The organism is Parasphingopyxis algicola, assembly GCF_013378075.1.
Lineage (GTDB): Bacteria > Pseudomonadota > Alphaproteobacteria > Sphingomonadales > Sphingomonadaceae > Parasphingopyxis > Parasphingopyxis algicola.
Window position 1 is genome coordinate 1087291 of sequence record NZ_CP051131.1, and the last position, 23192, is coordinate 1110482.

Annotated in this window: 27 protein-coding genes; 15 read left to right on the forward strand and 12 right to left on the reverse strand. The window is 64.0% G+C overall.

The genetic code is table 11. The features are described from left to right. Positions 1-70 precede the first annotated feature (70 nt). Positions 71-1012: a glycine--tRNA ligase subunit alpha gene (locus HFP57_RS05400; RefSeq protein WP_176868824.1), complete on the reverse strand. Its 942-nt coding sequence runs from the start codon at positions 1010-1012 to the stop codon at positions 71-73. Between the two features lie 201 nt (positions 1013-1213). Between HFP57_RS05400 and HFP57_RS05405 the strand changes: the two genes are divergently transcribed. The 8 genes from HFP57_RS05405 to HFP57_RS05440 all read left to right on the forward strand — a co-directional run bounded on the left by HFP57_RS05405 (position 1214) and on the right by HFP57_RS05440 (position 7880). Further along, a complete protein-coding gene (locus HFP57_RS05405; protein WP_176868825.1) occupies positions 1214-2152 on the forward strand; it encodes a TraB/GumN family protein in 939 nt (312 codons plus the stop codon). Positions 2153-2196: 44 nt separating this feature from the next. Beyond that, positions 2197-3111 carry a TraB/GumN family protein gene (locus HFP57_RS05410; protein WP_176868826.1) on the forward strand — a complete coding sequence of 305 codons (915 nt, stop codon included), beginning with the start codon at positions 2197-2199 and terminating at the stop codon, positions 3109-3111. A gap of 257 nt (positions 3112-3368) precedes the next feature. Continuing rightward, positions 3369-4064, forward strand: coding sequence for a 50S ribosomal protein L25/general stress protein Ctc (locus tag HFP57_RS05415; RefSeq protein WP_176868827.1), 696 nt, complete (start codon positions 3369-3371; stop codon positions 4062-4064). A 113-nt stretch (positions 4065-4177) separates the two neighbouring features. Beyond that, on the forward strand, positions 4178-4753 hold the full coding sequence (gene pth, locus HFP57_RS05420) for an aminoacyl-tRNA hydrolase (RefSeq protein WP_176868828.1): 576 nt from the start codon (positions 4178-4180) through the stop codon (positions 4751-4753). A gap of 1 nt (position 4754) precedes the next feature. Further along, a complete protein-coding gene (locus HFP57_RS05425; protein ID WP_176868829.1) occupies positions 4755-5198 on the forward strand; it encodes a DUF1330 domain-containing protein in 444 nt (147 codons plus the stop codon). A 31-nt stretch (positions 5199-5229) separates the two neighbouring features. Next, positions 5230-6237 carry an SDR family NAD(P)-dependent oxidoreductase gene (locus HFP57_RS05430; RefSeq protein ID WP_176868830.1) on the forward strand — a complete coding sequence of 336 codons (1008 nt, stop codon included), beginning with the start codon at positions 5230-5232 and terminating at the stop codon, positions 6235-6237. Between the two features lie 43 nt (positions 6238-6280). Continuing rightward, positions 6281-7381, forward strand: coding sequence for a redox-regulated ATPase YchF (gene ychF / locus HFP57_RS05435; RefSeq protein ID WP_176868831.1), 1101 nt, complete (start codon positions 6281-6283; stop codon positions 7379-7381). 46 nt (positions 7382-7427) lie between these two features. Further along, positions 7428-7880, forward strand: coding sequence for a MaoC family dehydratase (locus tag HFP57_RS05440; RefSeq protein WP_176868832.1), 453 nt, complete (start codon positions 7428-7430; stop codon positions 7878-7880). Between the two features lie 130 nt (positions 7881-8010). On the opposite strand, the gene HFP57_RS05445 is transcribed toward HFP57_RS05440, so the two are convergent. The 4 genes from HFP57_RS05445 to petA are packed head-to-tail and all read right to left on the reverse strand — an operon-like array spanning position 8011 to position 11270. After that, positions 8011-8559, reverse strand: coding sequence for an adenine phosphoribosyltransferase (locus HFP57_RS05445; RefSeq protein WP_246263411.1), 549 nt, complete (start codon positions 8557-8559; stop codon positions 8011-8013). Positions 8560-8561: 2 nt separating this feature from the next. Then, positions 8562-9392, reverse strand: a complete 831-nt coding sequence (locus HFP57_RS05450; RefSeq protein ID WP_176868833.1) for a cytochrome c1 — start codon at positions 9390-9392, stop codon at positions 8562-8564. A 13-nt stretch (positions 9393-9405) separates the two neighbouring features. Further along, entirely contained in the window at positions 9406-10686 is a 1281-nt protein-coding gene (locus tag HFP57_RS05455; RefSeq protein ID WP_176868834.1) for a cytochrome b, read from the reverse strand. An 11-nt stretch (positions 10687-10697) separates the two neighbouring features. Beyond that, positions 10698-11270 (reverse strand): ubiquinol-cytochrome c reductase iron-sulfur subunit, encoded by a 573-nt coding sequence (gene petA, locus HFP57_RS05460; protein WP_176868835.1) that lies wholly within the window; start codon positions 11268-11270, stop codon positions 10698-10700. 162 nt (positions 11271-11432) lie between these two features. On the opposite strand from petA, the gene HFP57_RS05465 reads away from it, so the two are divergent. Genes HFP57_RS05465 through HFP57_RS05475 form a run of 3 tightly spaced genes read left to right on the forward strand, consistent with a single transcriptional unit; the run spans position 11433 to position 13317 of the window. Then, entirely contained in the window at positions 11433-11882 is a 450-nt protein-coding gene (locus HFP57_RS05465) for a tRNA (cytidine(34)-2'-O)-methyltransferase (RefSeq protein ID WP_176868836.1), read from the forward strand. Beyond that, positions 11879-12733: an oxygen-dependent coproporphyrinogen oxidase gene (gene hemF, locus HFP57_RS05470; protein WP_425500728.1), complete on the forward strand. Its 855-nt coding sequence runs from the start codon at positions 11879-11881 to the stop codon at positions 12731-12733. Before HFP57_RS05465 ends, hemF begins: the two co-directional genes overlap by 4 nt. Next, on the forward strand, positions 12730-13317 hold the full coding sequence (locus HFP57_RS05475) for a GNAT family N-acetyltransferase (RefSeq protein WP_176868838.1): 588 nt from the start codon (positions 12730-12732) through the stop codon (positions 13315-13317). The genes hemF and HFP57_RS05475 overlap by 4 nt, the downstream gene beginning before the upstream one ends. Here HFP57_RS05475 and HFP57_RS05480 read toward each other — a convergent pair. Beyond that, complete coding sequence (locus HFP57_RS05480) at positions 13314-14066, reverse strand: hypothetical protein (protein WP_176868839.1); 753 nt, start codon at positions 14064-14066, stop codon at positions 13314-13316. The two genes, HFP57_RS05475 and HFP57_RS05480, sit on opposite strands and share 4 nt — an antisense overlap. A gap of 76 nt (positions 14067-14142) precedes the next feature. Here HFP57_RS05480 and lipB point away from each other — a divergent pair, with 76 nt between their 5' ends. The 4 genes from lipB to HFP57_RS05500 all read left to right on the forward strand — a co-directional run bounded on the left by lipB (position 14143) and on the right by HFP57_RS05500 (position 18132). Continuing rightward, the gene (lipB, locus tag HFP57_RS05485) at positions 14143-14802 is read left to right on the forward strand and encodes a lipoyl(octanoyl) transferase LipB (protein ID WP_176868840.1); all 660 of its coding nucleotides are present in this window, start codon (positions 14143-14145) and stop codon (positions 14800-14802) included. A 74-nt stretch (positions 14803-14876) separates the two neighbouring features. After that, positions 14877-15245 (forward strand): hypothetical protein, encoded by a 369-nt coding sequence (locus tag HFP57_RS05490; protein ID WP_176868841.1) that lies wholly within the window; start codon positions 14877-14879, stop codon positions 15243-15245. Positions 15246-15367: 122 nt separating this feature from the next. Continuing rightward, positions 15368-16015: a hypothetical protein gene (locus HFP57_RS05495; RefSeq protein WP_176868842.1), complete on the forward strand. Its 648-nt coding sequence runs from the start codon at positions 15368-15370 to the stop codon at positions 16013-16015. A 53-nt stretch (positions 16016-16068) separates the two neighbouring features. Next, complete coding sequence (locus tag HFP57_RS05500; protein ID WP_176868843.1) at positions 16069-18132, forward strand: capsular polysaccharide biosynthesis protein; 2064 nt, start codon at positions 16069-16071, stop codon at positions 18130-18132. Positions 18133-18135: 3 nt separating this feature from the next. On the opposite strand, the gene queE is transcribed toward HFP57_RS05500, so the two are convergent. The 6 genes from queE to HFP57_RS05530 all read right to left on the reverse strand — a co-directional run bounded on the left by queE (position 18136) and on the right by HFP57_RS05530 (position 23145). Further along, the gene (gene queE, locus HFP57_RS05505; protein ID WP_176868844.1) at positions 18136-18768 is read right to left on the reverse strand and encodes a 7-carboxy-7-deazaguanine synthase; all 633 of its coding nucleotides are present in this window, start codon (positions 18766-18768) and stop codon (positions 18136-18138) included. After that, positions 18765-19457, reverse strand: coding sequence for a 7-cyano-7-deazaguanine synthase QueC (queC, locus tag HFP57_RS05510; protein WP_176868845.1), 693 nt, complete (start codon positions 19455-19457; stop codon positions 18765-18767). The genes queE and queC overlap by 4 nt, the downstream gene beginning before the upstream one ends. Positions 19458-19641: 184 nt before the next feature. Next, complete coding sequence (locus tag HFP57_RS05515) at positions 19642-20049, reverse strand: hypothetical protein (protein WP_176868846.1); 408 nt, start codon at positions 20047-20049, stop codon at positions 19642-19644. Positions 20050-20141: 92 nt separating this feature from the next. Further along, a complete protein-coding gene (gene hslO, locus HFP57_RS05520; protein ID WP_246263413.1) occupies positions 20142-21023 on the reverse strand; it encodes an Hsp33 family molecular chaperone HslO in 882 nt (293 codons plus the stop codon). Positions 21024-21034: 11 nt separating this feature from the next. Further along, positions 21035-21964, reverse strand: a complete 930-nt coding sequence (gene argF / locus HFP57_RS05525) for an ornithine carbamoyltransferase (RefSeq protein ID WP_176868848.1) — start codon at positions 21962-21964, stop codon at positions 21035-21037. Continuing rightward, positions 21961-23145: an aspartate aminotransferase family protein gene (locus tag HFP57_RS05530; protein ID WP_176868849.1), complete on the reverse strand. Its 1185-nt coding sequence runs from the start codon at positions 23143-23145 to the stop codon at positions 21961-21963. Before HFP57_RS05530 ends, argF begins: the two co-directional genes overlap by 4 nt. Between the last annotated feature and the right edge of the window lie 47 nt (positions 23146-23192).

Below are 23192 nucleotides of genomic sequence, written 5' to 3' on the forward strand. Positions count from 1 at the left end.
GACCCGTTTGTCCCGAGCGAAGTCGAGGGACAGGTTCGAGCGAAGTCGAGAACCGCAGAAAGCTGCACCATCACGCCCCCTCCGCCATCTTTCCATCGTCGCCAGGCGCCGATGGAGCCTGGGATGGCTCCGCCCACCCGTTCCTCGCCATATGCGCCTCGCACGCGCCCACCGCCAAATCCCGCACCCGGCCGATATAGGCCTGGCGCTCGGCGACCGAGATCACGCCGCGCGCCTGGAGCAGGTTGAAGATATGGCTGGCCTTGATCGCCTGGTCATAGGCGGGCAGCGGAAGTTCGGCCTCGATACACGCCTTGCACTCGGCCGCCGCGTCCCTGAACCATTGGAACAGCGTTTCGGTGTTCGCGTGCTCGAAATTCCAGGCGCTGAATTGCTTCTCGTTATCGAGGAACACGTCGCCATAGGTTACGCCCCCCTCTTCAACAGGAACGTCGTTGAAGGCGAGATCGTAGACGCTGTCGACGCCCTGGATGTACATCGCCAGCCGTTCGAGCCCATAGGTCAGTTCGCCCGAGACCGGCTTGCAGTCGAACCCGCCGACTTGCTGAAAGTAGGTGAACTGGGTGACTTCCATCCCGTCGCACCAGACCTCCCAGCCCAGTCCCCAGGCGCCCAGCGTCGGGCTTTCCCAGTCGTCCTCGACGAAGCGGATATCGTGCTTGAGCGGATCGATGCCGATCGCGACGAGGCTGTCGAGATAGAGCTGCTGGATATCGGGCGGGCTCGGCTTCAGCACCACCTGATACTGATAGTAATGCTGGAGCCGGTTCGGATTCTCGCCATAGCGGCCGTCGGTCGGGCGACGCGAAGGCTGGACATAGGCCGCTTTCCAGGGGTCGGGGCCGAGCGCGCGCAGGGTGGTCGCCGGGTGGAAGGTTCCGGCCCCCATTTCAAGGTCATAGGGCTGCAGGATCACGCAACCCCGCGCGCTCCAATAATCATGGAGGGTGAGGATAAGTCGCTGGAAACTGAGCGGGGTGGTGTCGCTCAAGGATCGGCCCTTCGGCTGTGCTCAGGACATGCCTTCGCAGTTGCAATAAATCGTGCGCGCGGATTGGCGCAAGCAGCCGCGCGGGTCAAGCGGAGGCTGGCGCGGATGCCCACAGCGCATTTTCCGCTGTCGCCGCGGTTCGGCGGTTGACGACTAGCCGAATGGAGGTGACGATATGGAAAACCGGCAAAGGCAGCATCTATGCGGTTCACAATATTGACCCCTATCCTGGCGGCGGTCGCGATCGCCCTGCCCGCCGCGGCGCCTGCCGCCGAACGCGCGGACGAGCCGGTACGGACCCTGGAAGACGGCGCGCCGCAGCCGGCGATCTGGCTGCTCGCCGACGAGGACACCCGGATCTGGCTGTTCGGGACCAATCACGTCCTGCCGCACGATTTCGCCTGGCGCAGCCCCGATCTCGACGCGATCATCCGCGAGGCCGACGAACTCGTCCTCGAAACGCGGGACGAAGATGCGGACGGGGTGTTCACAGAGCTCGGGTCCCTCGTCGACGATATGACGCTCGACAAGCCGGTATCGATCCTGGAACGGGTGTCGCCCGAATACCGGATGCCGCTCTACACGCTGATCAAATATTCGGGATTCGGCGGGGACGAGCTCGACGCGCTCGAAACCTGGGTCGTCGCGCTCTATCTGATCGCCTCCTCGCTCCAGAATATCTATGGCGACCCGGAGGGCGCCGAAGAGCCGACCGGGGTCGAATATCAGCTGACCGATATCTTCACCGCCCAGGGCAAGCCGATCGATGCGGTCGAGACGCCGATGGAGCAGATCGATTTCTTCCGCAACCTGACTCCCGACGGCCAGCGCGAGCTGCTCGAAAGCCTGGTGGCGATCGAGCCGGAAGACGGAGCCGATGAAGAGGAGGCGCTCCGCAGCTGGGCCGCCGGCGATGTCGCAAGAATGGATGCCGAATGCGACGACGAGGAGAGCTTCCCGCCCGAGCTGCGCGAAATCCTGCTGCGCCGGCGCAATGCCGATTGGACCGAATGGCTCGTCGAACGGCTCGACCGGCCCGGCGATGTGCTGTTCGCGGTCGGGGCCTGCCACCTCGCGGGGTCGGTCTCGTTGCAGACCATGCTCGACGCGCGCGGTCATACGGTAGAGCGCACGCACTGATCCGGGCTTTTCTTTGCCGATCAAATCGCGGATAGGCGGTCGTCATGAAGATCACATCGCTCGCCGCCGCCCTTTTCGCCCTGCTGTTCGCGGCCTGTGCGCCCGCCCAGACGCCGCAGACGGTCGCTCCCGCCCCGGTTACGGTACCGGCAGGCGACGCCCCGGCGCTCTGGCGCGTCTCCGACGAGGACACCACGATCTGGCTGTTCGGGACGATCCATGTGCTGCCGCAGGGCTTCGAGTGGCGCAACGCGACCATCGACGCGGCGCTCGACGAGTCCGACCTGCTCGTGCTCGAAACCGTGACGTCGGTCGGACAGAGCGACGCCGCGCTGCTGCTGATGCGGCTCGGCGTCTCGGCCGACCTGCCGCCGATCGGCGCGCGGGTCGATCCCGAACTGCTGCCGCAGCTGACCTCGATGATCGAGCGCGGCCCCTTCCCTGAATCCTTCCTGAACGGGCTGGAGACCTGGGCCGCCTCGCTGATGCTGGTGGGCGTGACGCTCAACGATCTCGGCCTCGATCCCGAAAACGGCGTCGAGGAGCAGCTCGAACTGGTGTTCCAGCTCGCCGACAAGCCCGTCACCGGGCTCGAAACCCCGGCCGAACAGCTCGGCTTTTTCGACGGGTTACCGGAAGAGGCGCAGCGCCATTTCCTGAGTTCGGTCATCGACACGCCCGAGGATATCCGGGAAGAGTTCGATGCGATGCTGAACGCCTGGCGCACTGGCGACGAAGCGGCGATCGCGATGACCTTCGACGACGAACTGTCCTTTTCCGAGCCGCTGCGCGAAGCGCTGCTGACCCGCCGCAATGCGGACTGGGCGACCTGGATCGGCGAGCGGCTCGCCGAACCCGGCACCGTCTTCGTCGCCGTCGGCGCCGGGCATCTGGCGGGCCAGGAATCGGTTCAGGATTTCCTGCGCGCCGCCGGTATCGAAGTGGCAAGGGTTCAGTAGGCGTTTGTTCGTCAGACCTTCGCTGTCGCTCAGGCGCCGCACCGGCCCGCGCCCCCTCCCGGCCTCCCATTGAGTATGCCCTAGTGGAAGGCCGGGAGGGGGCGCGGGCCGGTGCGGCGCTCGAACGAATGTGAGAGTCTGACAAACAGTTGCCAAACTCCACCTTCCCCTCTATACGCCCCGCTTCCCCGCCATGTGCCCCCTGGAGGCGTGGCGGGCGATGAGACACTAACCAACCAGCGATTTGGAGACATCAGATGAGCGATCAGCTGACTTTGTCGGCCGAAGCGCGCGAGCGAGCGGGCAAGGGAGCCTCTCGCGCAATGCGTCGCGAAGGTCGAGTACCCGCCGTAATCTACGGCGACAAGAAGGACCCGGAACCCATTCACCTCGCAGAGCGCGAGCTCATGAAACTGCTGCATACCGGCCATTTCATGAACAGCCTCGTCTCGCTCGATATCGGCGGCAGCAAGACCAATGCGCTGCCGAAGGACGTGCAGTTCCACCCGGTCAATGATCGCCCGATGCATGTCGACTTCCTGCGCATCGGCAAGGGCGCGACCGTTACGCTCGCCGTGCCCGTGTCGTTCGTCAACGAAGAAGAATCGCCCGGCCTCAAGCGCGGCGGCGTTCTCAACGTCGTGCGTCACGAGCTCGAGCTCACCTGCCCGGCCGACGATATTCCGAGCGAAATCGTCGTCGAACTGGACGGTCTCGAGGTCGGCGATTCGGTTCATATCTCGCAGGTCGAGCTGCCCGAGGGCGTGACCTCGGCGATCGACGACCGCGACTTCACCATTGCCGGCGTCGTTGCTCCGTCCGCACTCAAGCGCGCCGACAGCGAAGAAGAGGAAGGCGAAGAGGGCGAAGAAGGCGAAGAAGTGGCAGCCGACGAAGTCCCGACCACCGCACAGGGCGATGGCGAGGACGGCGAAGGCGGAGAGGACAGCTAAGTCCCCTCCCCGCTTTTTCCGCACACAGTGGATAGGAAGGCCGGCTTGTTCTATCGAACAGGCCGGTTTTCTTTTGGGCGATACGGCACGCACGGAAAGGCAGCGCACAGATCATGCAATTATGGGTGGGCCTCGGCAATCCGGGCGCGGAGCACAGCATGCAGCGGCACAATGTCGGCTTCATGGCGGCCGACGCGATCGCCGAAGTGCATGGCTTCGACAGCGTCCGCACGCGCTTTCAGGGCTGGACGCAGGAAGGCCGGATCGGCGGCGAAAAGATCCTGCTGCTGAAACCCGCCACCTTCATGAACAAGTCCGGCCAGTCGATCGGCGAGGCGATGCGCTTCTACAAGCTCGATCCCGAGGACGTCACCGTCTTCTACGACGAGCTCGATCTCGAACCGTTCAAGACCCGGGTAAAGCGCGGCGGCGGAACGGCCGGGCATAACGGCATCCGCTCGACCGACGCGCATATCGGCAACGATTTCCGCCGCGTCCGCATCGGCATCGGCCATCCGGGCGACAAGGCGCGCGTAACCCGTCATGTGCTCGGCAATTATTCCAAGGCCGAGATCGAACCGCTGACCGACCTGCTCGGCGCGATCGCCGCCGAGGCCGAATGGCTCGCCAAGGGCGACGATGCGCGGTTCCTGAACGAGGTGGCGCTGAGGATGCAGACGGAAAGCTAGAATGACCGAACAGCCCCATCTCGACGTGACGCCCGAAGCGGGGCGCGATTTCATCATGCGCGGCATTCAGGGCCCGGTGGTGATGCTCAATCTGCTGCGTTTCCGCGAAACCGCGGATTACACGGGCTTCCCGGATATCGCGCCGGCGGCCCCGATCAGCGGCGCCGAGGCGTTCGATCTCTATGTCGCGCATACCTTGCCGTTCCTGCAAAGCAGCGGCGGCGAGCTACTTTTTCTCGGCGACGGCGGCCCATGGCTGATCGGCCCGGCAGGCGAACGGTGGGACAAGGCGATGCTGGTCAGGCAGGTGAGCGTTGACAGCTTCGTCGCCTGGTCGAATGATGCCGAGTATCTCACGGGTATCGGCCACCGCACGGCGGCGATCAAGGACGCACGGATGCTACCGCTCATCGCTGGCGAAGCTGCAGAACCGGCCCAGTCGTGATAAGCTCCTGCCCATAACAGGAGAATATGCCATGTCATCGATCAGCCGCCGTCATTTGCTCGCCGGGACCGCCGCCGTTGCCGCCCTTTCCGCGATGCCGGCCTGCGCCCAATCGAGCGCGCAATCGGGCGCCGCCGAGGCCGCAACGCCAGACCTCTCCGGCAAATCGATTCTGATCACCGGCTGCTCGTCCGGTTTCGGCTATCTCGGCGCGCTTCATTATGCACGGGCGGGCGCCAAGGTCTTCGCGACGATGCGCAACACGCCGCGGCCCGAAGCGGAGGAGTTGACGCGGATCGCAGAGGAGGAAAATCTCGATCTTGCTGTGATGCGGCTCGACGTCCTGCTCGACTATGAGATCGCCGACGCGATCGCCACGATCGAGCGGGAGCTGAACGGCGGTATGGTCGACGTGCTCGTCAACAATGCCGGGATCGGCAACGGGCTGACGGTCGAGCTGCAGGACATGGATGCGACGAAGCTGATCTTCGACACCAATGTGTTCGGCTATCAGCGCATGGCGCGGGCCGTGCTGCCGGGCATGCGGGCGCGCGGTTCGGGCCAGATCTTCAACGTCTCCTCGCAGCTCGGCCGGGTCATCGCCATCGGCTATGGCCATTATTGCGCGACCAAGTTCGCGGTCGAGGCGATGAGCGAGCAAATGGCCTATGAGCTGGTGCCGCACGGCGTGGAGGTCACGATCATCCAGCCCGGCGGCTATCCGACCGATATCTGGCGCAACTCCAATCGCTACACCGAGCAGCTGCTGGACCGGCTGAGCGACGCGGAGGAAGCCGCCTATCCGGCGTTCGTGCAGAACGCGATGCGGACCGGCGGCGGGCGCGACACCGACCCGATGGATATTCCGCACGCTATCGCCGAAATCATCGCCATGCCGCCGGGCACCCGGCCGCTGCGCCGCGCCGTCCATCCGACCCGGATCCCGCAGCAGGTGATCAACCAGGTGTCGCGGGAAACCCAGCTTGCCATGTATGGCGGCAGCCAATTCGCGCCCTGGGTGGAATCGGTTCTCGATTGAGCCTATCTGGCTGCCGAACAGTCGAACAAACCGAAAGACAATCATGGGTTTCAAATGCGGTATTGTCGGCCTGCCCAATGTCGGCAAGTCGACCCTCTTCAACGCGCTTACGGAGACGCAGGCGGCGCAGGCGGCCAACTATCCCTTCTGCACGATCGAGCCGAATGTCGGGAAGGTCGCGGTGCCCGATCCGCGGATCGACCGGATCGCCGAGATTGCGGGATCGGCGCAGAAGATCGAAACGCAGCTCGAATTCGTCGATATCGCCGGGCTCGTCAAAGGCGCGTCCAAGGGCGAAGGTCTGGGCAACCAGTTTCTCGCCAATATCCGCGAGGTCGATGCGATCGTCCATGTCCTGCGCTGCTTCGAGGATGACGACATCCAGCATGTCGACAACCGGATCGATCCGATCGCCGATGCGGAAACGGTCGAGACCGAACTGCTGCTCGCCGATCTCGAATCGGTCGAAAAGCGGGTCGAAAACGCCAGGCGCCGCGCAACCGGCGGCGACAAACAGGCCAAGACCATTGCATCCGTGCTGGGACAGGCGCTCGACCTGCTGAAGGACGGCAAGCCGGCACGGCTGACCGAGCCCAGGGACGAGGAGGAAGCGCGGCTGTTCCGCGAGGCTCAGCTGCTGACCGCGAAGCCCGTACTCTATGTCTGCAATGTCGACGAGGCATCGGCGGCGACCGGCAACGAGCACAGCGCACAGGTCTTTGAGAAAGCGAAGGCCGAAGGGGCGGAAGCGGTCGTCATCTCGGCGGCGATCGAGGCGGAAATCATCACGATGGATCCCGAGGACCGGCCTGAATTCCTGGCCGATCTGGGCCTTGAGGAGACCGGTCTCGCCCGCGTCATCCGCGCCGGTTATCAGCTGCTCGACCTTATCACCTTCTTCACCGCCGGGCCCAAGGAAGCGCGCGCCTGGACGGTCGCACGCAATGCCAAGGCGCCCCAAGCGGCCGGCGTCATCCACACCGATTTCGAGCGCGGCTTCATCCGCGCCGAAACCATCGGGTTCGACGATTTTGTGGCATGTAACGGCGAGGCGGGCGCACGGGACGCCGGAAAATTGCGGCAGGAAGGCAAGGATTACACCGTCGCCGACGGCGATGTGATGCTGTTCAAGTTCAATGTGTGACCAACTTTACGTTTGCGTAAGCGTAAAGTTGTGATAGTATGACTGCATGATCTATTTCGAAGATATCGAGCCCGGCTCGAAATCCGCTTTCGGCCGCTATGAAGTAACGCGCGAGGAAGTTATTGAGTTTGCTTCCAAATATGATCCCCAGCCTTTTCATCTCGACGACGAGGCGGCGGCGAAAACACATTTCAGCAAGATCGCCGCGAGCGGCTGGCACACCTGCGCGATGGCGATGCGGATGATCGTCGGCAATATGGAAAGCAACCGGCAGGCGGGGCTGGGCGGCGCGGGTGTCGACGAATTGCGCTGGTTCCGGCCGGTTTTTCCGGACGACGTCCTGCGCTGCGAAAGCGAGATACTGGACAAGACCCCGTCCAAGAGCCGCCCGGAGATGGGCTCCTACCGAGGGCGCACGACGGTTTTCAACCAGGATGACGACGCCGTGTTGTCGTTCATTTCGATCGGATTGATCCGGAAGCGGCCGCAGAAAGAATAAGGCCGGGATAAGCATTGGTGCTCATCTTTCGTCATTGCGAGGAGCCGAAGGCGACGCGGCAATCCAGAGCCACGGGCGTTTCGCTTGCCGCTCTGGATTGCTTCGCTGCGCTCGCAATGACGGTATGTTGCTAATCGCCCTCGAATTCGACCAGCGATTCAACCGAAACGCCGGCCTCGCGCAGTTTCACGCCGCCGCCCAGATCCGGCAGATCGATCACGAACAGCGACTGACCGACGGTCGCTCCCGCGCCCCGCAACAGCCTGACGGCGGCCAGTGCGGTCCCTCCGGTCGCGAGCAGATCGTCGACGAGCAGGATGCGCGCGCCCTGCGGGATCGCGTCATGATGCATCTCGAGGCTGTCGCTGCCATATTCGAGCGCATAATCCTCGGTCAGCGTCTTTCCGGGCAGCTTGCCGCGCTTGCGCACGAGCACGAGCCCCGCCCCCATTTCGCGCGCCAGCGCCGCGCCGAACACGAACCCTCTCGCCTCGACGCCGGCAACCGCGTCGATCGGTCCGTCGGCCATCGCGGCGAGCCGCTCGACCGACGTCGCGAACCCCGCAGGGTCCAGCAGCAACGTCGTAATATCGCGAAACTGGATCCCCGGCTTCGGAAAGTCGGGGATCGTTCGGACCAGCGCCTTCAGATCGGCGTTGCGCTCAGCCCCGCCGCTCACGATCAATGCTTCTGGTCGCGCCAGATATTCTTGTAGGCGAGGAAGGCCAGCGTCGTGAGGAAGATCAGGAAGATCAGCACCGCCCAGCCGGTCGCCTTGCGTTCTTCCATCGTGGGTTCAGCCGTCCAGATCAGGAAAGCCGTAACGTCGTACGCCATTTGCTCGACCGTCGCTTCGGTCCCGTCGGCATAGGTCACCTGGTCGGGAAAGAGGGGCGTCGGCATCGCGAGATTGAGGTTCGGAAAATAGGGATTGTAATAGAGCCCGACGCCCGGCTGCAGTTCCTCCGGCAAATCCGCGGGCGGATCCTGATAGCCGACGAGCAGTGAATAGAGATAGGCCGCGCCTTCTCCGCGCGCCTTGGTCATCAGCGACAAGTCGGGCGGATAGGCATTGTTGTTTGCGGCCCGGCCGGCGACTTCATTGGCATAGACCAGCGGGAAATGATCGGCCGCGACCGCATTGCGGGTCGTATCCTCACCCGTATTCTCGTCCACCGTCGGCACCTGGATCGGCCACTGATCGGCGATCGCATCGACTTCGGCTTCGGTAAAGCCGAGATCGGCCAGATTGCGGAACGCGACATATTCGAGGCTGTGACAGGCGGCGCAGACCTCGCGGAATACCTGGAAACCGCGCTGCAGCTGCTGCCGGTCGAAATGACCCAGCGGGCCATCGCTCGGGAAGCTGACGTCCATCGCATATTCATGATAGTCGTAAGCCGTCGGGCCGCCCTCTTCTTCGGTGGCGAAGGCGATGGCCCCGAAAATCAGCGAATAGGCCAGCACGCCCACAAAGCCGAGGCCGACGAGAAATCCAATAACGCGAACCATGTCTCGAAACCCCTTATTCGGCCGCTGCGGGCTGCGCCGCGCTCTTATCCTTGCCGAGCACCGCTTCGGTGATCGAGTTCGGCAACGGCAAGGGCCGTTCCGTCCGCGAAATCAACGGCAGGATGATGAGGAAATGTGCGAAATAGTACATCGACGCGATCTGGCTGATCATGACATACGGTTCTTCGGCCGGCGCACCGCCGCAATAGCCGAGCACCAGGATGTCGACGACCAGCACCCAGAACCAGATCTTGAACTGCGGACGGAACTTGCCCGAGCGCACCGGCGACTTGTCGAGCCAGGGCAGGAAGAACAGCAGCAGGATCGACGCGAACATCGCGAGCACGCCCCAGAGCTTCGCCGGGAGGATGAAGTCCACGGTAAAGGCGCGCAGGATCGCGTAGAATGGCCAGAAATACCATTCGGGGACGATATGTGCCGGAGTCGAAAGCGGGTTCGCCTCGATATAATTGTCCGCATGGCCGAGGAAGTTCGGCGCGAAGAACACCATGAACGCCAGCAGGATCAGGAACACGCCGGCGCCGAAACCGTCCTTCGCCGTATAATAAGGATGGAAGGGAATCGTGTCCTGCGGCCCCTTTACGTCGATGCCGGTCGGGTTGTTCGAACCCGGCAGATGCAGCGCCCAGATATGGAGGATGATGCAGCCGGCGATCACGAACGGCAGAAGATAGTGGAGCGAGAAGAAGCGGTTGAGCGCGGCATTATCCGGCGCGAAACCGCCGAGCAGCCATTGCTGGATGGTTTCGCCGACCAGCGGGATCGCCGCAAACAGGCCGGTGATGACCTGCGCGCCCCAGAAGCTCATCTGGCCCCAAGGCAGGACATAACCCATGAACGCGGTCGCCATCATCAACAGGAAGATGACGAGGCCCAGCAGCCACACCATTTCGCGCGGCGCCTTGTAGGAGCCGAAATAGAGCCCGCGGAAGATATGGATATAGACGACGATGAAGAAGAAGCTCGCGCCGTTCGCATGCAGATAGCGCATGAGCCAGCCCGAATTCACGTTACGCATGATGTGCTCGACCGAGGCGAAGGCGATTTCGCTGTTCGCCGCATAATGCATGGCGAGCACGATACCGGTGACGATCTGGATCACCAGCGCGAGGCCGGCGAGCACGCCGAAATTCCAGAAATAGTTGAGGTTCCGGGGCACCGGATAGCCGGCGCCGACGGAGTTATAGACGAGGCGCGGCACAGGCAGCCGTTCGTCCATCCATTTCATGAAAGGGGATTTGGGGGTGTACTGTTCTGCCCAGGGGAAGCTCATAATTGTCTGCCTTACCCGATCGTGACGGTTGTGTCGGACGTGAATTCATACTCCGGCACGACAAGATTGGTCGGAGCCGGGCCTTTGCGGATGCGGCCGGCAGTGTCGTAGTGCGAACCGTGACAGGGGCAGAAATAGCCCCCGAATTCACCCTTGTTCTCTCCTGCCGCGGCACCGAGCGGAATACAGCCCAGATGGGTGCAGACGGCGAGCGAGATCAGCCATTGCTCGTGACCCTCTGCCGTGCGCTCTGCAAGAGTTTGCGGATCGCGAAGCTCCGAAACGTCAACGGCGCGAGCCTCTTCGATTTCAGCCTCGGTCAAATGGCGGATGAACAGGGGCTGCTTGCGCCAGCTCGTCTTGATCGTCTGGCCGGGCTCGATGGCCGAAAGGTCGACATCGATCGAAGCCAGCGCCAGCACGTCTGCGGACGGGTTCATCTGGTTCACCAGCGGCAGAATCGCGATCACGCCACCGACACCGGCAACGCTTACCGCGGCAATGTTGAGAAAATCGCGTCGGCGCACGCCCTCTTCTTCGGGCTGTTCGCTGGCCGGCTGTGCTACATGGTCTTCGGTTGCCATTCCTCGGGCCTTCATGGTTCATCGGACATCGGGACAAGTGAACGGGCCGCAGCCCTGCCCCAGCGGCTTCTTGGCGCGCCTGATAGCCGCCCTGAGGGCCATTTGCCAACAGCGTTTTTGACCGGCTTGTGACAATGCCCGTCCGATGCCAATGAACGGGGTATGCGAATTGCCCTGTACCAGCCCGATATCGCCGGAAATGTGGGAACGATATTGCGGACCGCCACCTGTCTTGGAGTACAGGTCGACATCATCGAACCGTGCGGTTTTCCCTTTTCGGACCGCAGGTTGAAACGGGCGGGGATGGATTATGCCGCGGCGGCCGAAGTGAATCGCCACGCCGACTGGAACGCTTTCAGCGAGTCGCAACCCGGCCGGATCGCGCTCCTCACCGTGGCCGGCGATACCCCGCTTCCCGAAGCCAGATTCGCCCCGGGCGATGTGCTGCTGGCGGGCTCCGAAAGCGCGGGCGTGCCCGATCATGTCCATGATGCCGCGGCGCTGCGGATCCGCATTCCGGTGCGGGCGGGCTTTCGTTCCTTGAATGTCGCCATCGCAACGGGCATCGCTCTCGGCGAAGCATTGAGACAAACCGGAGAATGGCCCCGATGATCGAACTCGACGCCCAACAGAAAGCCGCGCGCGCGGCTTTCGAGAAACTGCGCGACCGGATCTGCGCCGAATATGAGGCGATCGAGGCGGAAGCCGGGAGCGATGCGAAATTCGTCTACACACCTTGGGAGCGGCCCGACGAAACCGGCATGCCGGGCGGCGGCGGCGTCCAGGGACTGATCAAGGGCAAGGTCTTCGAAAAGGCCGGGGTCAACGTGTCCACCGTGGCCGGCCAGTTCAGCGAGGAATTCTCGAAAACGATCCATGGCGCGGAAACCGACCCGCGCTTCTTCGCCACGGGGATCAGCCTCGTCGCGCACATGGCTAACCCGCACGTGCCCGCCATCCACATGAATCTGCGCTTTCTCAACACAACGAAACGCTGGTTCGGCGGCGGCGCGGACCTCAATCCGCCGATCCCCTACAAGGAGGATACCGATTTCTTCCATGCCGAGCTGTTCAAGGCGTGCGATGCGCACGAACCGGCCGATTATGAGCGATTCTCCAAATGGGCGGACGAATATTTCTGGATTCCGCACCGCAATGTCGCGCGCGGAGTCGGCGGCATTTTCTTCGATCATCTGGAGATCGACGGCGACGATGCGTTCAACGCGCACCTCGCCTTTGCCGACCATGTCGGCGACGCGTTCCTGAAAGCATTCCCGGCGCTCGTGCGCAAACGGATGGACCAGGAATTTTCCCAAGAAGAGGAAGACCGGATGCTCGAATGGCGAGGCCGCTATGCGGAGTTCAACCTCGTTTACGATCGCGGCACCCTGTTCGGGCTCAAGACCGGCGGCAATATCGATGCAATCCTGATGAGCCTGCCGCCCCGCGCGATATGGAAATGAAGCTGATCGAGATACCGCCCGGCCATGTGGCGGAGGTGGTGACCTATCTCGACATGCGCGAAAAACCCAAACCGGCGCCCCTGCCTTCCGCTCCGCTCCGCCTCACCCGCTGGCAGCCCGTCGACCTCGCCAAATACCGGATATTGTTCGAGCGGGTCGGCGCGCCCTGGCTCTGGTACTCGCGGCTCGTGATGGAGGATGAGGCGCTCGACGCTGTCATCAATCACGCCGATATCCGGTTTTACGCCGTCGAGGACCGGCGGGGTATCGAGGTCGGAATGATCGAGCTCGATTTCCGCGAGGCGAAGCAATGCGAAATCCAGTTTTTCGGGCTGGTGCCCGAACTTGCCGGCAAGGGATATGGCCGCTGGCTGATGATGCAGACCCTCGCGCTGGCCTGGCAGCCCGACATCGGCCGGGTCCATCTTCATACCTGCACGCTCGACCATCCCAACGCGCTCGCCTTCTACCGGAAGATGGGGTTCGTGCCGCGCGGACGGGCGATCGAGACCTTCCCCGATCCGCGCCTCGCCGGAATCCTGCCGCACGATTGCGCGCCGCATGTGCCGATACTGGAAGGCTAGGCGAAAACCTCGGGCGTGCCGGCACCCGTCAGCTGGCGGTAGATCGCAACCTGCATCAGCGCGAAGATGGTTGTCCCGGCGGCCGACACGATACCAGTGATGACGGCAAGCAGCGCCGTGCCCGTGCCGCCCGGCGCCATTTCGAGCCCGGAGATCGCGAATATCGTGCCGAACACGAACGACACCGCGACCGAGATCAGCAGGAAGACGATCCCCACGATCAGGAGAAAGGCGAAAATCGGCAGGGCATTGCTCTTGGTCACCTGAAAACTGCGCTGGATCGCGGTCAACGGATTGCGGATCGACTCATTGATCGCGATCGCCCCGACCGGCGCCAGCCGGCATGCGAGATACAGGCCGGGTATGATGAACAGGACGAGGCCCGCACCGACGATCAGGTTGGTGAGAATGTTGATCAGGAAATAGAAGGGCAGGAACAGGAGCGCCGCCTTGATCGCCTCGCCGACCGTCGGCCGGTCCGAGGCCATGACCAAGGTCCAGATCGCAAGCTGACCGACCATCTGCACCAGACTGACCAGGATGATCAACGGCAGATAGGGCTGGATCGCCGCCATGATCGACGCGAGACTGGAGATATCCTCGATCGGCGGCAGCAGGAAGGAGAGCGCCAGTCCCGGAAGCAGGAAGAAGACGCCCGCAATCGCCACGAGCAACTGCATTTCGCGGCCCAGCAATTGCCGGACCTCGTCCCAGCCGGCGCTGGGCGAAAATCGGAGTGTATCAGCCATGGTCGCCTTCATGCGGCGTGATGATCGGTGGCACAAGCCCTTGATCGCCATCCCCTTCCCGCACATCTAGTCGGCGATGGATGCAAACGATATCGAGTGGCGCGTTTCGCCGGGCCTTACCGCCTATCCCGAAGCGTTGGCCGAGATGGAAGCGCGCGCCGCCGCGATCCGAGACGGCGACGCCCGCGAGTGCATCTGGCTGCTCGAACACCCGCCGCTCTACACGGCGGGAACGAGCGCCGACCCGCAGGAATTGCTGAGCGCCGAACGCTTTCCCGTCTACACGGCCGGACGCGGCGGCCGCTATACCTATCACGGGCCGGGCCAGCGGATCGTCTATGTCATGCTCGATCTTGCCAAGCGCGGGCACGACGTCCGCCATTTCGTCCATTCGCTGGAAGGCTGGATGATCGCGAGCCTGGCGGACCTCGGCGTCGCGGCGCGGCGCGCAGAGGGCAGGATCGGCATCTGGACGGGCGACGGCGATGCCGAGGCCAAGGTCGGTGCGATCGGCGTCCGGATCCGGCGCTGGGTCAGTTTCCACGGATTCGCGCTCAACGTCGCGCCCGATCTTGCGCATTTCGACGGGATCGTACCGTGCGGGATCGCCGAATATCCGGTGACGAGCCTGGCGCGGCTCGGCAAGACGACCGACATGGACGCAGTCGACACGGCGATCCGCGGCCAATTCTCCGATTTCCTCAAGACATTGGAATCGTCGCCAAAAGGCGGTTGAACATGGCCGTCCAATGGATAAGCTTGTGGCGCGAAATTGAGGGCGCTATCGGGTTTGCTAAAGAGGAGGCAGTGATGCGCATTTCGACGAGAATTTTGAGCGGGTCGGCGGCCGGACTGGCGGCGCTCGCGCTGACCGCCTGTGGCGGCGGCACGGAAACCGCGACGACCGACGAGGATACGGCGGTTACCGATGTCGATCCCGGCGAGGGCGACGGCACGATCAACGATACGACGTTGATCGACGGAACGATCGGCGCCGAGGAAGCGATGGGCATGGAAAGCCGGATGCCGGCCGACACCGCGGAGTCCCGGCCCTCTGCTCCGGCGGCGGAAACGGGCGGCCCCGAACCGGCCAGCCTGCCGACGGACGAACCCGAGGCGGAAGCGCCGGCCGAAGATGATGATGATAATGATAGCGGTGAAGGGGATACCGCGGAATAGTTGCAGGATGGTCGAAGGGCCGACACGCGCCGGACCGAGTCGGACCGGCGACGAACCGAGGCGAACCGGCTTACACCGGCAATGGCCTGCTATAGTAAGAAGACGAGTGAGGGAGAGTGACAATGCGTAAGATCGGTGCCGCGCTGGCCGGGATGGCCGCGATGCTGGGAGCCGCGATATCCGCCCCCGCCTCCGCCCAGATTTTCTTCTATCCGCCCGAACATGAAGGCCAGCCGGTCACCGGCGCCGAGCCCGGCCTGTTCGTCCCGGCGATGACCGACGGCCAGCCTCCCGAGGTCCGCGCCAATCTCGTCTGGAACCTGCGTTCGAGCCTCAACGTCGCTGCGCTCAACTGCCAGTTCTGGCCCTCGGCCCTGTCGGTCGACAATTACAACGCCATCCTCACCCATCACGCGGACGAACTGAACGCCGCCTATGAAGGCCTCAAAAGCTATTTCCGGCGGACGGTCGGGCGCCGGTGGCAGGCGACGATGGATGAATATACGACCACCATGTACCAGAGCTATGTGCGGGTCGGATCGCAGCGCAGCTTCTGCCACGCCGCCGCCGAAACCGCGCGCGACGCGCTCTCCCGGCCCAAGGGTCAACTCTACATGACCGCGCAAAACCGCATGCGCCAGATGCGCAACAGCCTCGTATCCTATGCCGATGCGACGATGCCCTATCACCAGCCGGTGCCCGTGCCGCCGCTGCTGCGTCTCGACGAGCGCTGCTGGCGGAGCACGAACTACAACACCCGTCGCTGTTAGAGCGCCTGCTCGCGGCCTTGCCAAAATCGACGGGGACTTGCATCCCGGCCGCGATGCCTGACCCCGTTCATCACCGCATTGCCGCCCGCCATCTGCTCGTGCCCGGGCATGGCGTCGCTGGTATCCGCCATCTCGGCGCGTTCCTGCCCGAGGTCGACCGGATCGACCGCCGCCGCTCAGCGTTGGCAGGCAGCGACGCGGTGGCCGGCTGGGGCTACAAGCCGACCGCCAAACGCGCCCGCGCGATCGCCGAACAAAAGGGCCTGCCTTATATCGCGCTGGAAGACGGGTTCCTGCGTTCGATCGGGCTGGGCGAGGCCGGCGCGCCGCCACTCAGCCTTATCGCCGACGATATCGGCATCTATTATGACGCACGTTCGCCCTCGCGCATCGAGCGGCTGCTCGAGGATGGCGGCTGGCAGACACAAGAGTTTCTGACGCGCGCGGGCGAAGCGATGCGGCGGATCGCGGACTATGGGCTGAGCAAGACCAACGCCGCGCCGCGCCTCGAGCGGCGGCTGCTGCCCTCGACCGATCGGCGGCGCGTGCTCGTCGTCGACCAGACCTATGGCGATGTCTCGATCGAAGGCGGGCTTGCCGATACCCGGCGCTTCGCCGAGATGCTCGACACAGCCCGGCGCGACGAACACGGCGCGGAGATCATCGTGCGCCGCCATCCGGCCGTCGCCGCCGGTCTCAAAAAAGGCTGCATTCCCGGCGATGCGCTGGACGGCGTTACCCTGCTCGACAGCGAAGCGCGGGCCGCCGACATCCTGGCCGAAGTCGACGCCGTCTATTGCGTGACGAGCCTGATGGGGTTCGAGGCGCTGATGCTCGGCAAGCCGGTGCGCTGTTTCGGCATGCCCTTCTATGCCGGCTGGGGCGCGACGCAGGACCAGATCCACTGCGAACGGCGGACCGCCAGCCGGTCCGTCGAGGAGATATTCGCCGCCGCCTATCTCCTCTATTCGCGCTATGTAGACCCGATCAGCGGCACGCCTACGACGCTGGAAGCGACGATCGACCGGTTGCGCGACTGGCGCCGGATCGCGGACCGCAATGCCGGGCATTTCGCCGCCATCGGCTTTACGCCCTGGAAACGCGCGGCAGTCCGCAACATGCTCGCGGGACCGCGCAACAGCGTCCGTTTCCACGGCTCGGTAGGCAGCGCGACACGGGACGCCGACGCTCGGAACGGCAGGATACTCATCTGGTCGGGCAAGGAAGACGCCGCGAAGCGCGACCAGCTCGAGCATGGTCGGGTGCCGGTCTGGCGGATGGAGGACGGTTTTCTCCGCTCGCGCGGGCTCGGCTCGGATTTCCACCTCCCCGCCTCCATCGTGATCGACGATCGCGGCATGTATTTCGATCGGCACGACAGCTCGCGGCTGGAAACGATCCTCGAAAGCGCCGAATTTGGACCGGAACTGCTTGAGCGCGCGGCGCGGCTGCGCGAGAAACTCGTATCGGCGAAGATCAGCAAATATAATGTCGGCGGCGATGTCGAAATCGATGCGCCCGAAGGCCGGCGCTCCATCCTCGTCGTCGGGCAGGTCGAGGACGATCGCTCGATCGAGCGCGGCACGGCGGACATCAGGACCAATCTCGGCCTGCTCGAGGCGGTGCGCGCCGATCATCCGGACGCTTTCATCGTCTACAAGCCGCATCCCGATGTCGAGACGGGCAACCGGGCCGGGCGTATCCCGCTGGAGCAATGCGAGGCGCTGGCCGACCAGGTCGTCCGCCATGCCAATATCGATGCCTGCATTGCGGCCTGCGACACGCTCGCGACGATGACCTCGCTCTCCGGGTTCGAAGCGCTGATGCGCGGCAAGACGGTGCTGACCTATGGCGGACCTTTCTACGCCGGCTGGGGGCTGACCGAGGACCGGCTCTCCTTCGAACGGCGGAACCGCACGCTCTCGCTCGACATGCTCGTCGCGGGCACGCTGATCCTCTATCCGCGCTATATCCATCCGCCGACACGCCTCCCGTGCAGACCGGAGGAAATAGTCGATTGGCTCGCGGACGACGCGCCCGATCCCGGCCACAAGAGGCTGCGCTGGCTGCGCGCGCTCTGGAACAGCGTGAGCGGCGCGAAGCCCGTCCAGTATTGAGGCCTAGGGAATGCCCAGCATCTTGTGGGTCTGGAGGGTCAATCGCCATTCGGGATGCGCGCGGACATAGTCCATTGCCGCCGCCATCGCGGCCTCGCCCTCGTCGCAGTCCATGGGCTGGATCAGGAAATGGGAGAAGTCCAATCCGCCCAGTTCGGCCGGATCGATACCGTCCTGCGGCCAGACCAGTTTCAGCTCGTCGCCCGATCGCTGGACGACCTCGCTCCCGGCCTTGGGGCTGACGCAGAGCCAGTCGATGCCCTCAGGCGCGGGAAGCGTGCCGTTGGTTTCGACCGCGATCTCGAACCCCGCCGCATGCAGCGCGTCGATCAGTGCGGCATCGAGCTGGAGCAACGGCTCGCCGCCCGTGCAGACGATATAGGCATGGGCGCGATCAGCGCCCCATAGTTCGCCCGCCTTCGCCGCAACGGCATCGGCGTCGGCATAGCGCGCGCCATTCTCGCCATCGGTCCCGACGAAATCCGTATCGCAGAACCGGCAGACGGCGGTTGCGCGATCCTGCTCCCGACCCGTCCAGAGATTGCAGCCGGCGAAGCGCAGGAAGACGGCGCGGCGCCCCGTCTGCATCCCCTCCCCCTGCAGGGTCAGGAACATTTCCTTGACGGCGTAGCTCATGGTTTTTCAGCGTAGAGGGTTGGATCGTCGAGTCCGGCCTCGATGAAACCCTTGGCGCGCAACCGGCAACTGTCGCACAGGCCGCAATGCCGGCCATCGGCCGTCGGATCGTAGCAGGACCAGCTCATCCCGGCATCGAGGCCCAGCCGCGCGGCCTCGGCGGCGATGTCGGCCTTGCTCATATCGAGCAGCGGCGTGTGGACGGTAAAGCGATCGCCCTCGACCCCCGCCTTGGTGGCGAGATTGGCCATCGTCTCGAAGCTCCGGATGAAATCCGGCCGGCAGTCCGGATAGCCCGAATAGTCGAGCGCGTTGACGCCGATAAAGATGTCGCGCGCACCCGCCGCCTCGGCCCAGCCCAGGCAGAGCGCGAGGAAGATCGTGTTGCGCGCGGGCACATAGGTGACCGGAATATCGTCGCCGACGCCGGTCTTGGGCACCTCGATATCCGCCGTCAGCGCCGATCCGCCGAATTGAGAGAGATCGAGCGGCAGCACGATATGCCGCTCGACGCCAAGCGCTGCCGCGACATTGGCGGCTGCCTCCAGCTCGATCCGGTGGCGCTGATTATAGTCGATCGTCAGCGCGAACAGCCGGTAGCCGGCCTCGCGCGCCAGCCCGCCCGTGACCATCGAATCGAGTCCGCCCGACAGGAGCAGGACCGCATGTTTCGGGGTATCTTCAACCATCGGCGACGCAGCTATGCCCGGATCCGCGCCCGCGCAAGCTCTGCCGCAAATAAAAGACCGCCCGGAAGGGCGGCCAGTTCCAGGCCAAAACGGCCCGTTAGGGAGGAAAGTGTGCCCCATGAAAGACACGCGCATGGGAATAAACAAAGATGGTAAACGGACGGTTAATGCCGAGCGCTAAATCTCAGGGACAGTCGCCCGTGCGGCGGGCCTCGTAGACATTGTGAAACGGGCTGCCATTATGAATGCCCTGCGTGTCGATCCGCGCCAGCCGCGGCGTTTCCACGGAAACGGTCGTCTGCCCCCATCCCGAGCCCGAACATTCGTAGCGCGCCGTTACAGAGTCGCGATCCTGACTCAATATGCGGCGCGGACAGGCCCGGCCGGCATGGCGAATCTGGAGCAGCCGCTCGGGATTGCGCACGCAGATATGCCGCGGCGTCCGGCCCGAACGGCCGAGATCGCGCAGCTCCCAGACGCCGCCCTGCAGCCCCGACAGCGCCGCCGGCGTCTGCGCGGCGCCGGGCGTCGCGAGCAGGATCATAGCCGCCGCACCCATCAGGGCCGGCTTCAGCCGCGCGGTATCGGACATGTTCACTCCCATAGCAGATAGCGATAGGCCGCCATCTGGGCCGATTTATAGCGAAAATAAGGTGAACCGGCCCTGAAACCCGGGTTTTTCACCTACAGTTCAGTCACTTCTATCGGAAAGCTTTTCGCGCAAAATTCGCAATTCACGCGAATCACGCCGTCCTTGTCGGCCATATCGGCATGTTCTTCGGCGCTGAACTGACCGACGACCTGGCGGATATGCACCGGATCGCAGCGGCACCCCTTGGCGAGCGGCGTCGGCGACAGCACGCGGATTTCGCCTTCGTCATGGAACAGTCGCCAGACGACGGCCTCGAGCTCGAGTTCGGGATCAGCGAGTTCGTCGGATGTCACCGTCTCGCCGAGCGTCCTCACATGCTCCCATTCGGGATGGTCGAGGCGAACATGAAGCCGTTCGCGCCCCTCTTCGCCTTCGGCCAGATGCTGGAGCAGCAACCCGCCGGCGATCCAGGCGCCATTCGCATCCTTGGTCACGGCGATCCGCAACAGGCTCGGAATCTGCTCGGACTGGACGAAATAATGTTCGGCCGCCTCGGCAAGCGACCCGCCTTCCAGCGGGACGATGCCCTGATAGCGTTCGCCGGTGACCGCCTGGTCGAAGGTGATTGCGAGATAGCCCTGGCCGAACAGCGCAAAGAGCGACGGATCGGCCGGCGCCATGGCGAGACGCTCGGCATCGTGACGGACATAGCCGCGCAGTTCGCCGCCCTTGTAATCGGCGACCAGCAGTTCGACGACACCGCTCTGCGTCTGGGCCTGGATCGTCAGCTGGCCGCCCGCTTCCTTGAGCGTCGATCCGAACAGCGCCGCCAGGACCAGCGCTTCGCCGAGCAGTTGCGCCAGCGGCTCTGGATAAGCATGGGCGTTGAGCACGTCGCCCAGCGCCGGCCCGATCCGCACCATCCGCCCGCGGGCGTTGCGGACCGGGATCGAAAATCCCAGCGAACTGTCCATGAACGTCGTACTCATCCGATCAGGCCGAAACACCAGCGCAGGATCGCCTTCTGGGCGTGGAGACGGTTTTCCGCTTCGTCCCAGATCGCCGATTGCGGACCGTCGATCACCTCCGCCGTCACTTCCTCGCCGCGATGCGCGGGCAGGCAATGGAGGAAAATGGCGTCGTCCTTCGCCGCCGCCATCACCTTGTCTGTAACCTGGAACGGCTCGAGCGCCGCGAGCTTCGCCTCGCCCCCCTTCTGGCCCATCGAAATCCAGGTGTCGGTGACGACGACATCGGCGCCGGCGACGGCCGCCATGGGATCGCGGGTGATATCGATCGTCCCCCCGCGTTCGCGCGCGGCGGTCACGATGTCGGAGGGCGGCAACAGGCTTTCGGGACAGGCCACCGCGACATCGAATTTGAGGAGGCTGCCCGCCTCGATGATCGAGGTCAGAACGTTGTTGCCGTCGCCGAGCCACGCCCATTTCGTGCCCGCCAGCCGGTTCAGCCGTTCGAGCACGGTCTGCATATCGGCCATGATCTGGCAGGGATGCGACCGGTCCGTCAGCCCGTTGATGACCGGCACGCTTGCATGTTCGGCCAACTCGACAAGCTTGGCATGATCGTCGGTCCGGATCATGATCGCATCGACATAGCGGGAAAGCACGCGCGCGGTATCGGCGATCGTCTCACCCCGGCCGAGCTGCATGGTCCCGGATTCGAGCACCATGGACGAGCCGCCGAGCTGGCGGATCGCAATGTCGAACGAGGTGCGCGTGCGAGTCGAGTTCTTCTCGAAAATCATCGCCAGCACATGGCCGGAAAGCGATGGATGGTCGTCGGTCGCGCCCCTGGGCTTGTCCTTGCGGGCGACCTTCGCGGTCAGGGCGTCGTCGAGGATCGCGGCCAGCGCATCGCCCTCGAGATCGGCGAGATCGAGAAAATGCCGCGTCATGACTCGGGCGCCTCATAGTCCCGCGCCGCCGCCGAAAGCAGCTCGACGAACTCGGTGATGTGGCTTTCCTCGATATTGAGCGGCGGGAGCACGCGCACGACATTATCGGCAGCGGCGACGAGCAACAGCCCCTTGGTGCGGAGATACGGCACGAACGGTTTGCTATCGACCTTCATCTTGATGCCGAGCATCAGACCACGGCCGCGCACACCCTCGAACAGATGGTCGTGGTTGGGCAGCATCTGTTCGAGCGCCTGGCGGAGGCGATCGCCCATCGCCTTCACATGATCGAAAAAGCCGGGTTCGAGGATCACGTCGAGCACCGCCTCGCCCGCCGCCATGGCGAGCGGTCCGCCGCCATAGGTCGAACCGTGCGTTCCGATCACCATGCCCGATGCGGCCTCTTCGGTCGCCAGACAGGCGCCGAGCGGGAAGCCCCCGCCGATCCCCTTGGCGGAGGCCAGAATATCGGGCTCGATGCCGTACTGCTCATAGGCGAAAAAGGTGCCGGTCCGGCCATAGCCGCACTGCACTTCGTCGAGCACCAGCATGAGCCCGTTGGCGTCGGCCAGCTCTCGGAGGCCCTGCATGAAGGTATCGCTCGCCGGGCGGATACCGCCCTCGCCCTGGACCGGCTCGACCAGAAAACCGGCGGTCCGTTCATCGATCGCGGCCTCGGCGGCGTCGAGATTGTCGAACTCGACGACCTCGAAGCCCGGCAGCACCGGTTCGAACCCGTCGGTCATCTTCTCGGATCCGGCGGCACTGATGGTCGCCATGGTCCGGCCATGAAAGGCCGACGAAAAGGTGATCAGTTTCTTGCGCTCCGGCGCGCCGGCCGCATGGTGATAGCGGCGCGCGGTCTTGATCGCGCATTCGACCGCCTCGGCGCCCGAATTGGTAAAGAAGACCGTATCGGCGAAGCTGTTGTCGCAAATCCGCCGGGCCAGATGCTCGCCCTGCGGCGACCCGTACATGTTGGAGACATGGACGAGCTTGGCCGCCTGGTCCTGGATGGCTTTCGTCAGATGCGGGTGGCTGTGGCCGAGCAGGTTCACCGCGATGCCGCTCGCGAAATCGAGATAGCGCTCGCCCTCCTCGCCATACAGATAGGCGCCTTCGCCACGCACCGGCCGGACCGGGCTGCGGGGGTATACGGGCATGAGCGGCGTGATCGTCATATGGCGTTCCTGTTCGGCATTCGTAAAAAGCAAAAGGCGGCCCCGAT

Excerpts from the sequence above, each read along its gene's own strand:
- HFP57_RS05410 (WP_176868826.1), top strand. The coding sequence starts at position 2,197 with ATGAAGATCACATCGCTCGCCGCCGCCCTTTTCGCCCTGCTGTTCGCG.
- HFP57_RS05480 (WP_176868839.1), bottom strand. The coding sequence starts at position 14,066 with ATGGCTGATACACTCCGATTTTCGCCCAGCGCCGGCTGGGACGAGGTC.
- HFP57_RS05430 (WP_176868830.1), top strand. The coding sequence starts at position 5,230 with ATGTCATCGATCAGCCGCCGTCATTTGCTCGCCGGGACCGCCGCCGTT.
- HFP57_RS05530 (WP_176868849.1), bottom strand. The coding sequence starts at position 23,145 with ATGACGATCACGCCGCTCATGCCCGTATACCCCCGCAGCCCGGTCCGG.
- HFP57_RS05415 (WP_176868827.1), top strand. The coding sequence starts at position 3,369 with ATGAGCGATCAGCTGACTTTGTCGGCCGAAGCGCGCGAGCGAGCGGGC.
- HFP57_RS05455 (WP_176868834.1), bottom strand. The coding sequence starts at position 10,686 with ATGAGCTTCCCCTGGGCAGAACAGTACACCCCCAAATCCCCTTTCATG.
- HFP57_RS05450 (WP_176868833.1), bottom strand. The coding sequence starts at position 9,392 with ATGGTTCGCGTTATTGGATTTCTCGTCGGCCTCGGCTTTGTGGGCGTG.
- lipB (WP_176868840.1), top strand. The coding sequence starts at position 14,143 with ATGGATGCAAACGATATCGAGTGGCGCGTTTCGCCGGGCCTTACCGCC.
- hemF (WP_425500728.1), top strand. The coding sequence starts at position 11,879 with ATGATCGAACTCGACGCCCAACAGAAAGCCGCGCGCGCGGCTTTCGAG.
- HFP57_RS05475 (WP_176868838.1), top strand. The coding sequence starts at position 12,730 with ATGAAGCTGATCGAGATACCGCCCGGCCATGTGGCGGAGGTGGTGACC.
- HFP57_RS05495 (WP_176868842.1), top strand. The coding sequence starts at position 15,368 with ATGCGTAAGATCGGTGCCGCGCTGGCCGGGATGGCCGCGATGCTGGGA.
- queE (WP_176868844.1), bottom strand. The coding sequence starts at position 18,768 with ATGAGCTACGCCGTCAAGGAAATGTTCCTGACCCTGCAGGGGGAGGGG.
- HFP57_RS05490 (WP_176868841.1), top strand. The coding sequence starts at position 14,877 with ATGCGCATTTCGACGAGAATTTTGAGCGGGTCGGCGGCCGGACTGGCG.
- HFP57_RS05500 (WP_176868843.1), top strand. The coding sequence starts at position 16,069 with ATGCCTGACCCCGTTCATCACCGCATTGCCGCCCGCCATCTGCTCGTG.
- ychF (WP_176868831.1), top strand. The coding sequence starts at position 6,281 with ATGGGTTTCAAATGCGGTATTGTCGGCCTGCCCAATGTCGGCAAGTCG.
- HFP57_RS05515 (WP_176868846.1), bottom strand. The coding sequence starts at position 20,049 with ATGTCCGATACCGCGCGGCTGAAGCCGGCCCTGATGGGTGCGGCGGCT.
- argF (WP_176868848.1), bottom strand. The coding sequence starts at position 21,964 with ATGACGCGGCATTTTCTCGATCTCGCCGATCTCGAGGGCGATGCGCTG.
- HFP57_RS05465 (WP_176868836.1), top strand. The coding sequence starts at position 11,433 with ATGCGAATTGCCCTGTACCAGCCCGATATCGCCGGAAATGTGGGAACG.
- queC (WP_176868845.1), bottom strand. The coding sequence starts at position 19,457 with ATGGTTGAAGATACCCCGAAACATGCGGTCCTGCTCCTGTCGGGCGGA.
- pth (WP_176868828.1), top strand. The coding sequence starts at position 4,178 with ATGCAATTATGGGTGGGCCTCGGCAATCCGGGCGCGGAGCACAGCATG.
- petA (WP_176868835.1), bottom strand. The coding sequence starts at position 11,270 with ATGGCAACCGAAGACCATGTAGCACAGCCGGCCAGCGAACAGCCCGAA.
- HFP57_RS05425 (WP_176868829.1), top strand. The coding sequence starts at position 4,755 with ATGACCGAACAGCCCCATCTCGACGTGACGCCCGAAGCGGGGCGCGAT.
- HFP57_RS05440 (WP_176868832.1), top strand. The coding sequence starts at position 7,428 with ATGATCTATTTCGAAGATATCGAGCCCGGCTCGAAATCCGCTTTCGGC.
- hslO (WP_246263413.1), bottom strand. The coding sequence starts at position 21,023 with ATGGACAGTTCGCTGGGATTTTCGATCCCGGTCCGCAACGCCCGCGGG.
- HFP57_RS05405 (WP_176868825.1), top strand. The coding sequence starts at position 1,214 with ATGCGGTTCACAATATTGACCCCTATCCTGGCGGCGGTCGCGATCGCC.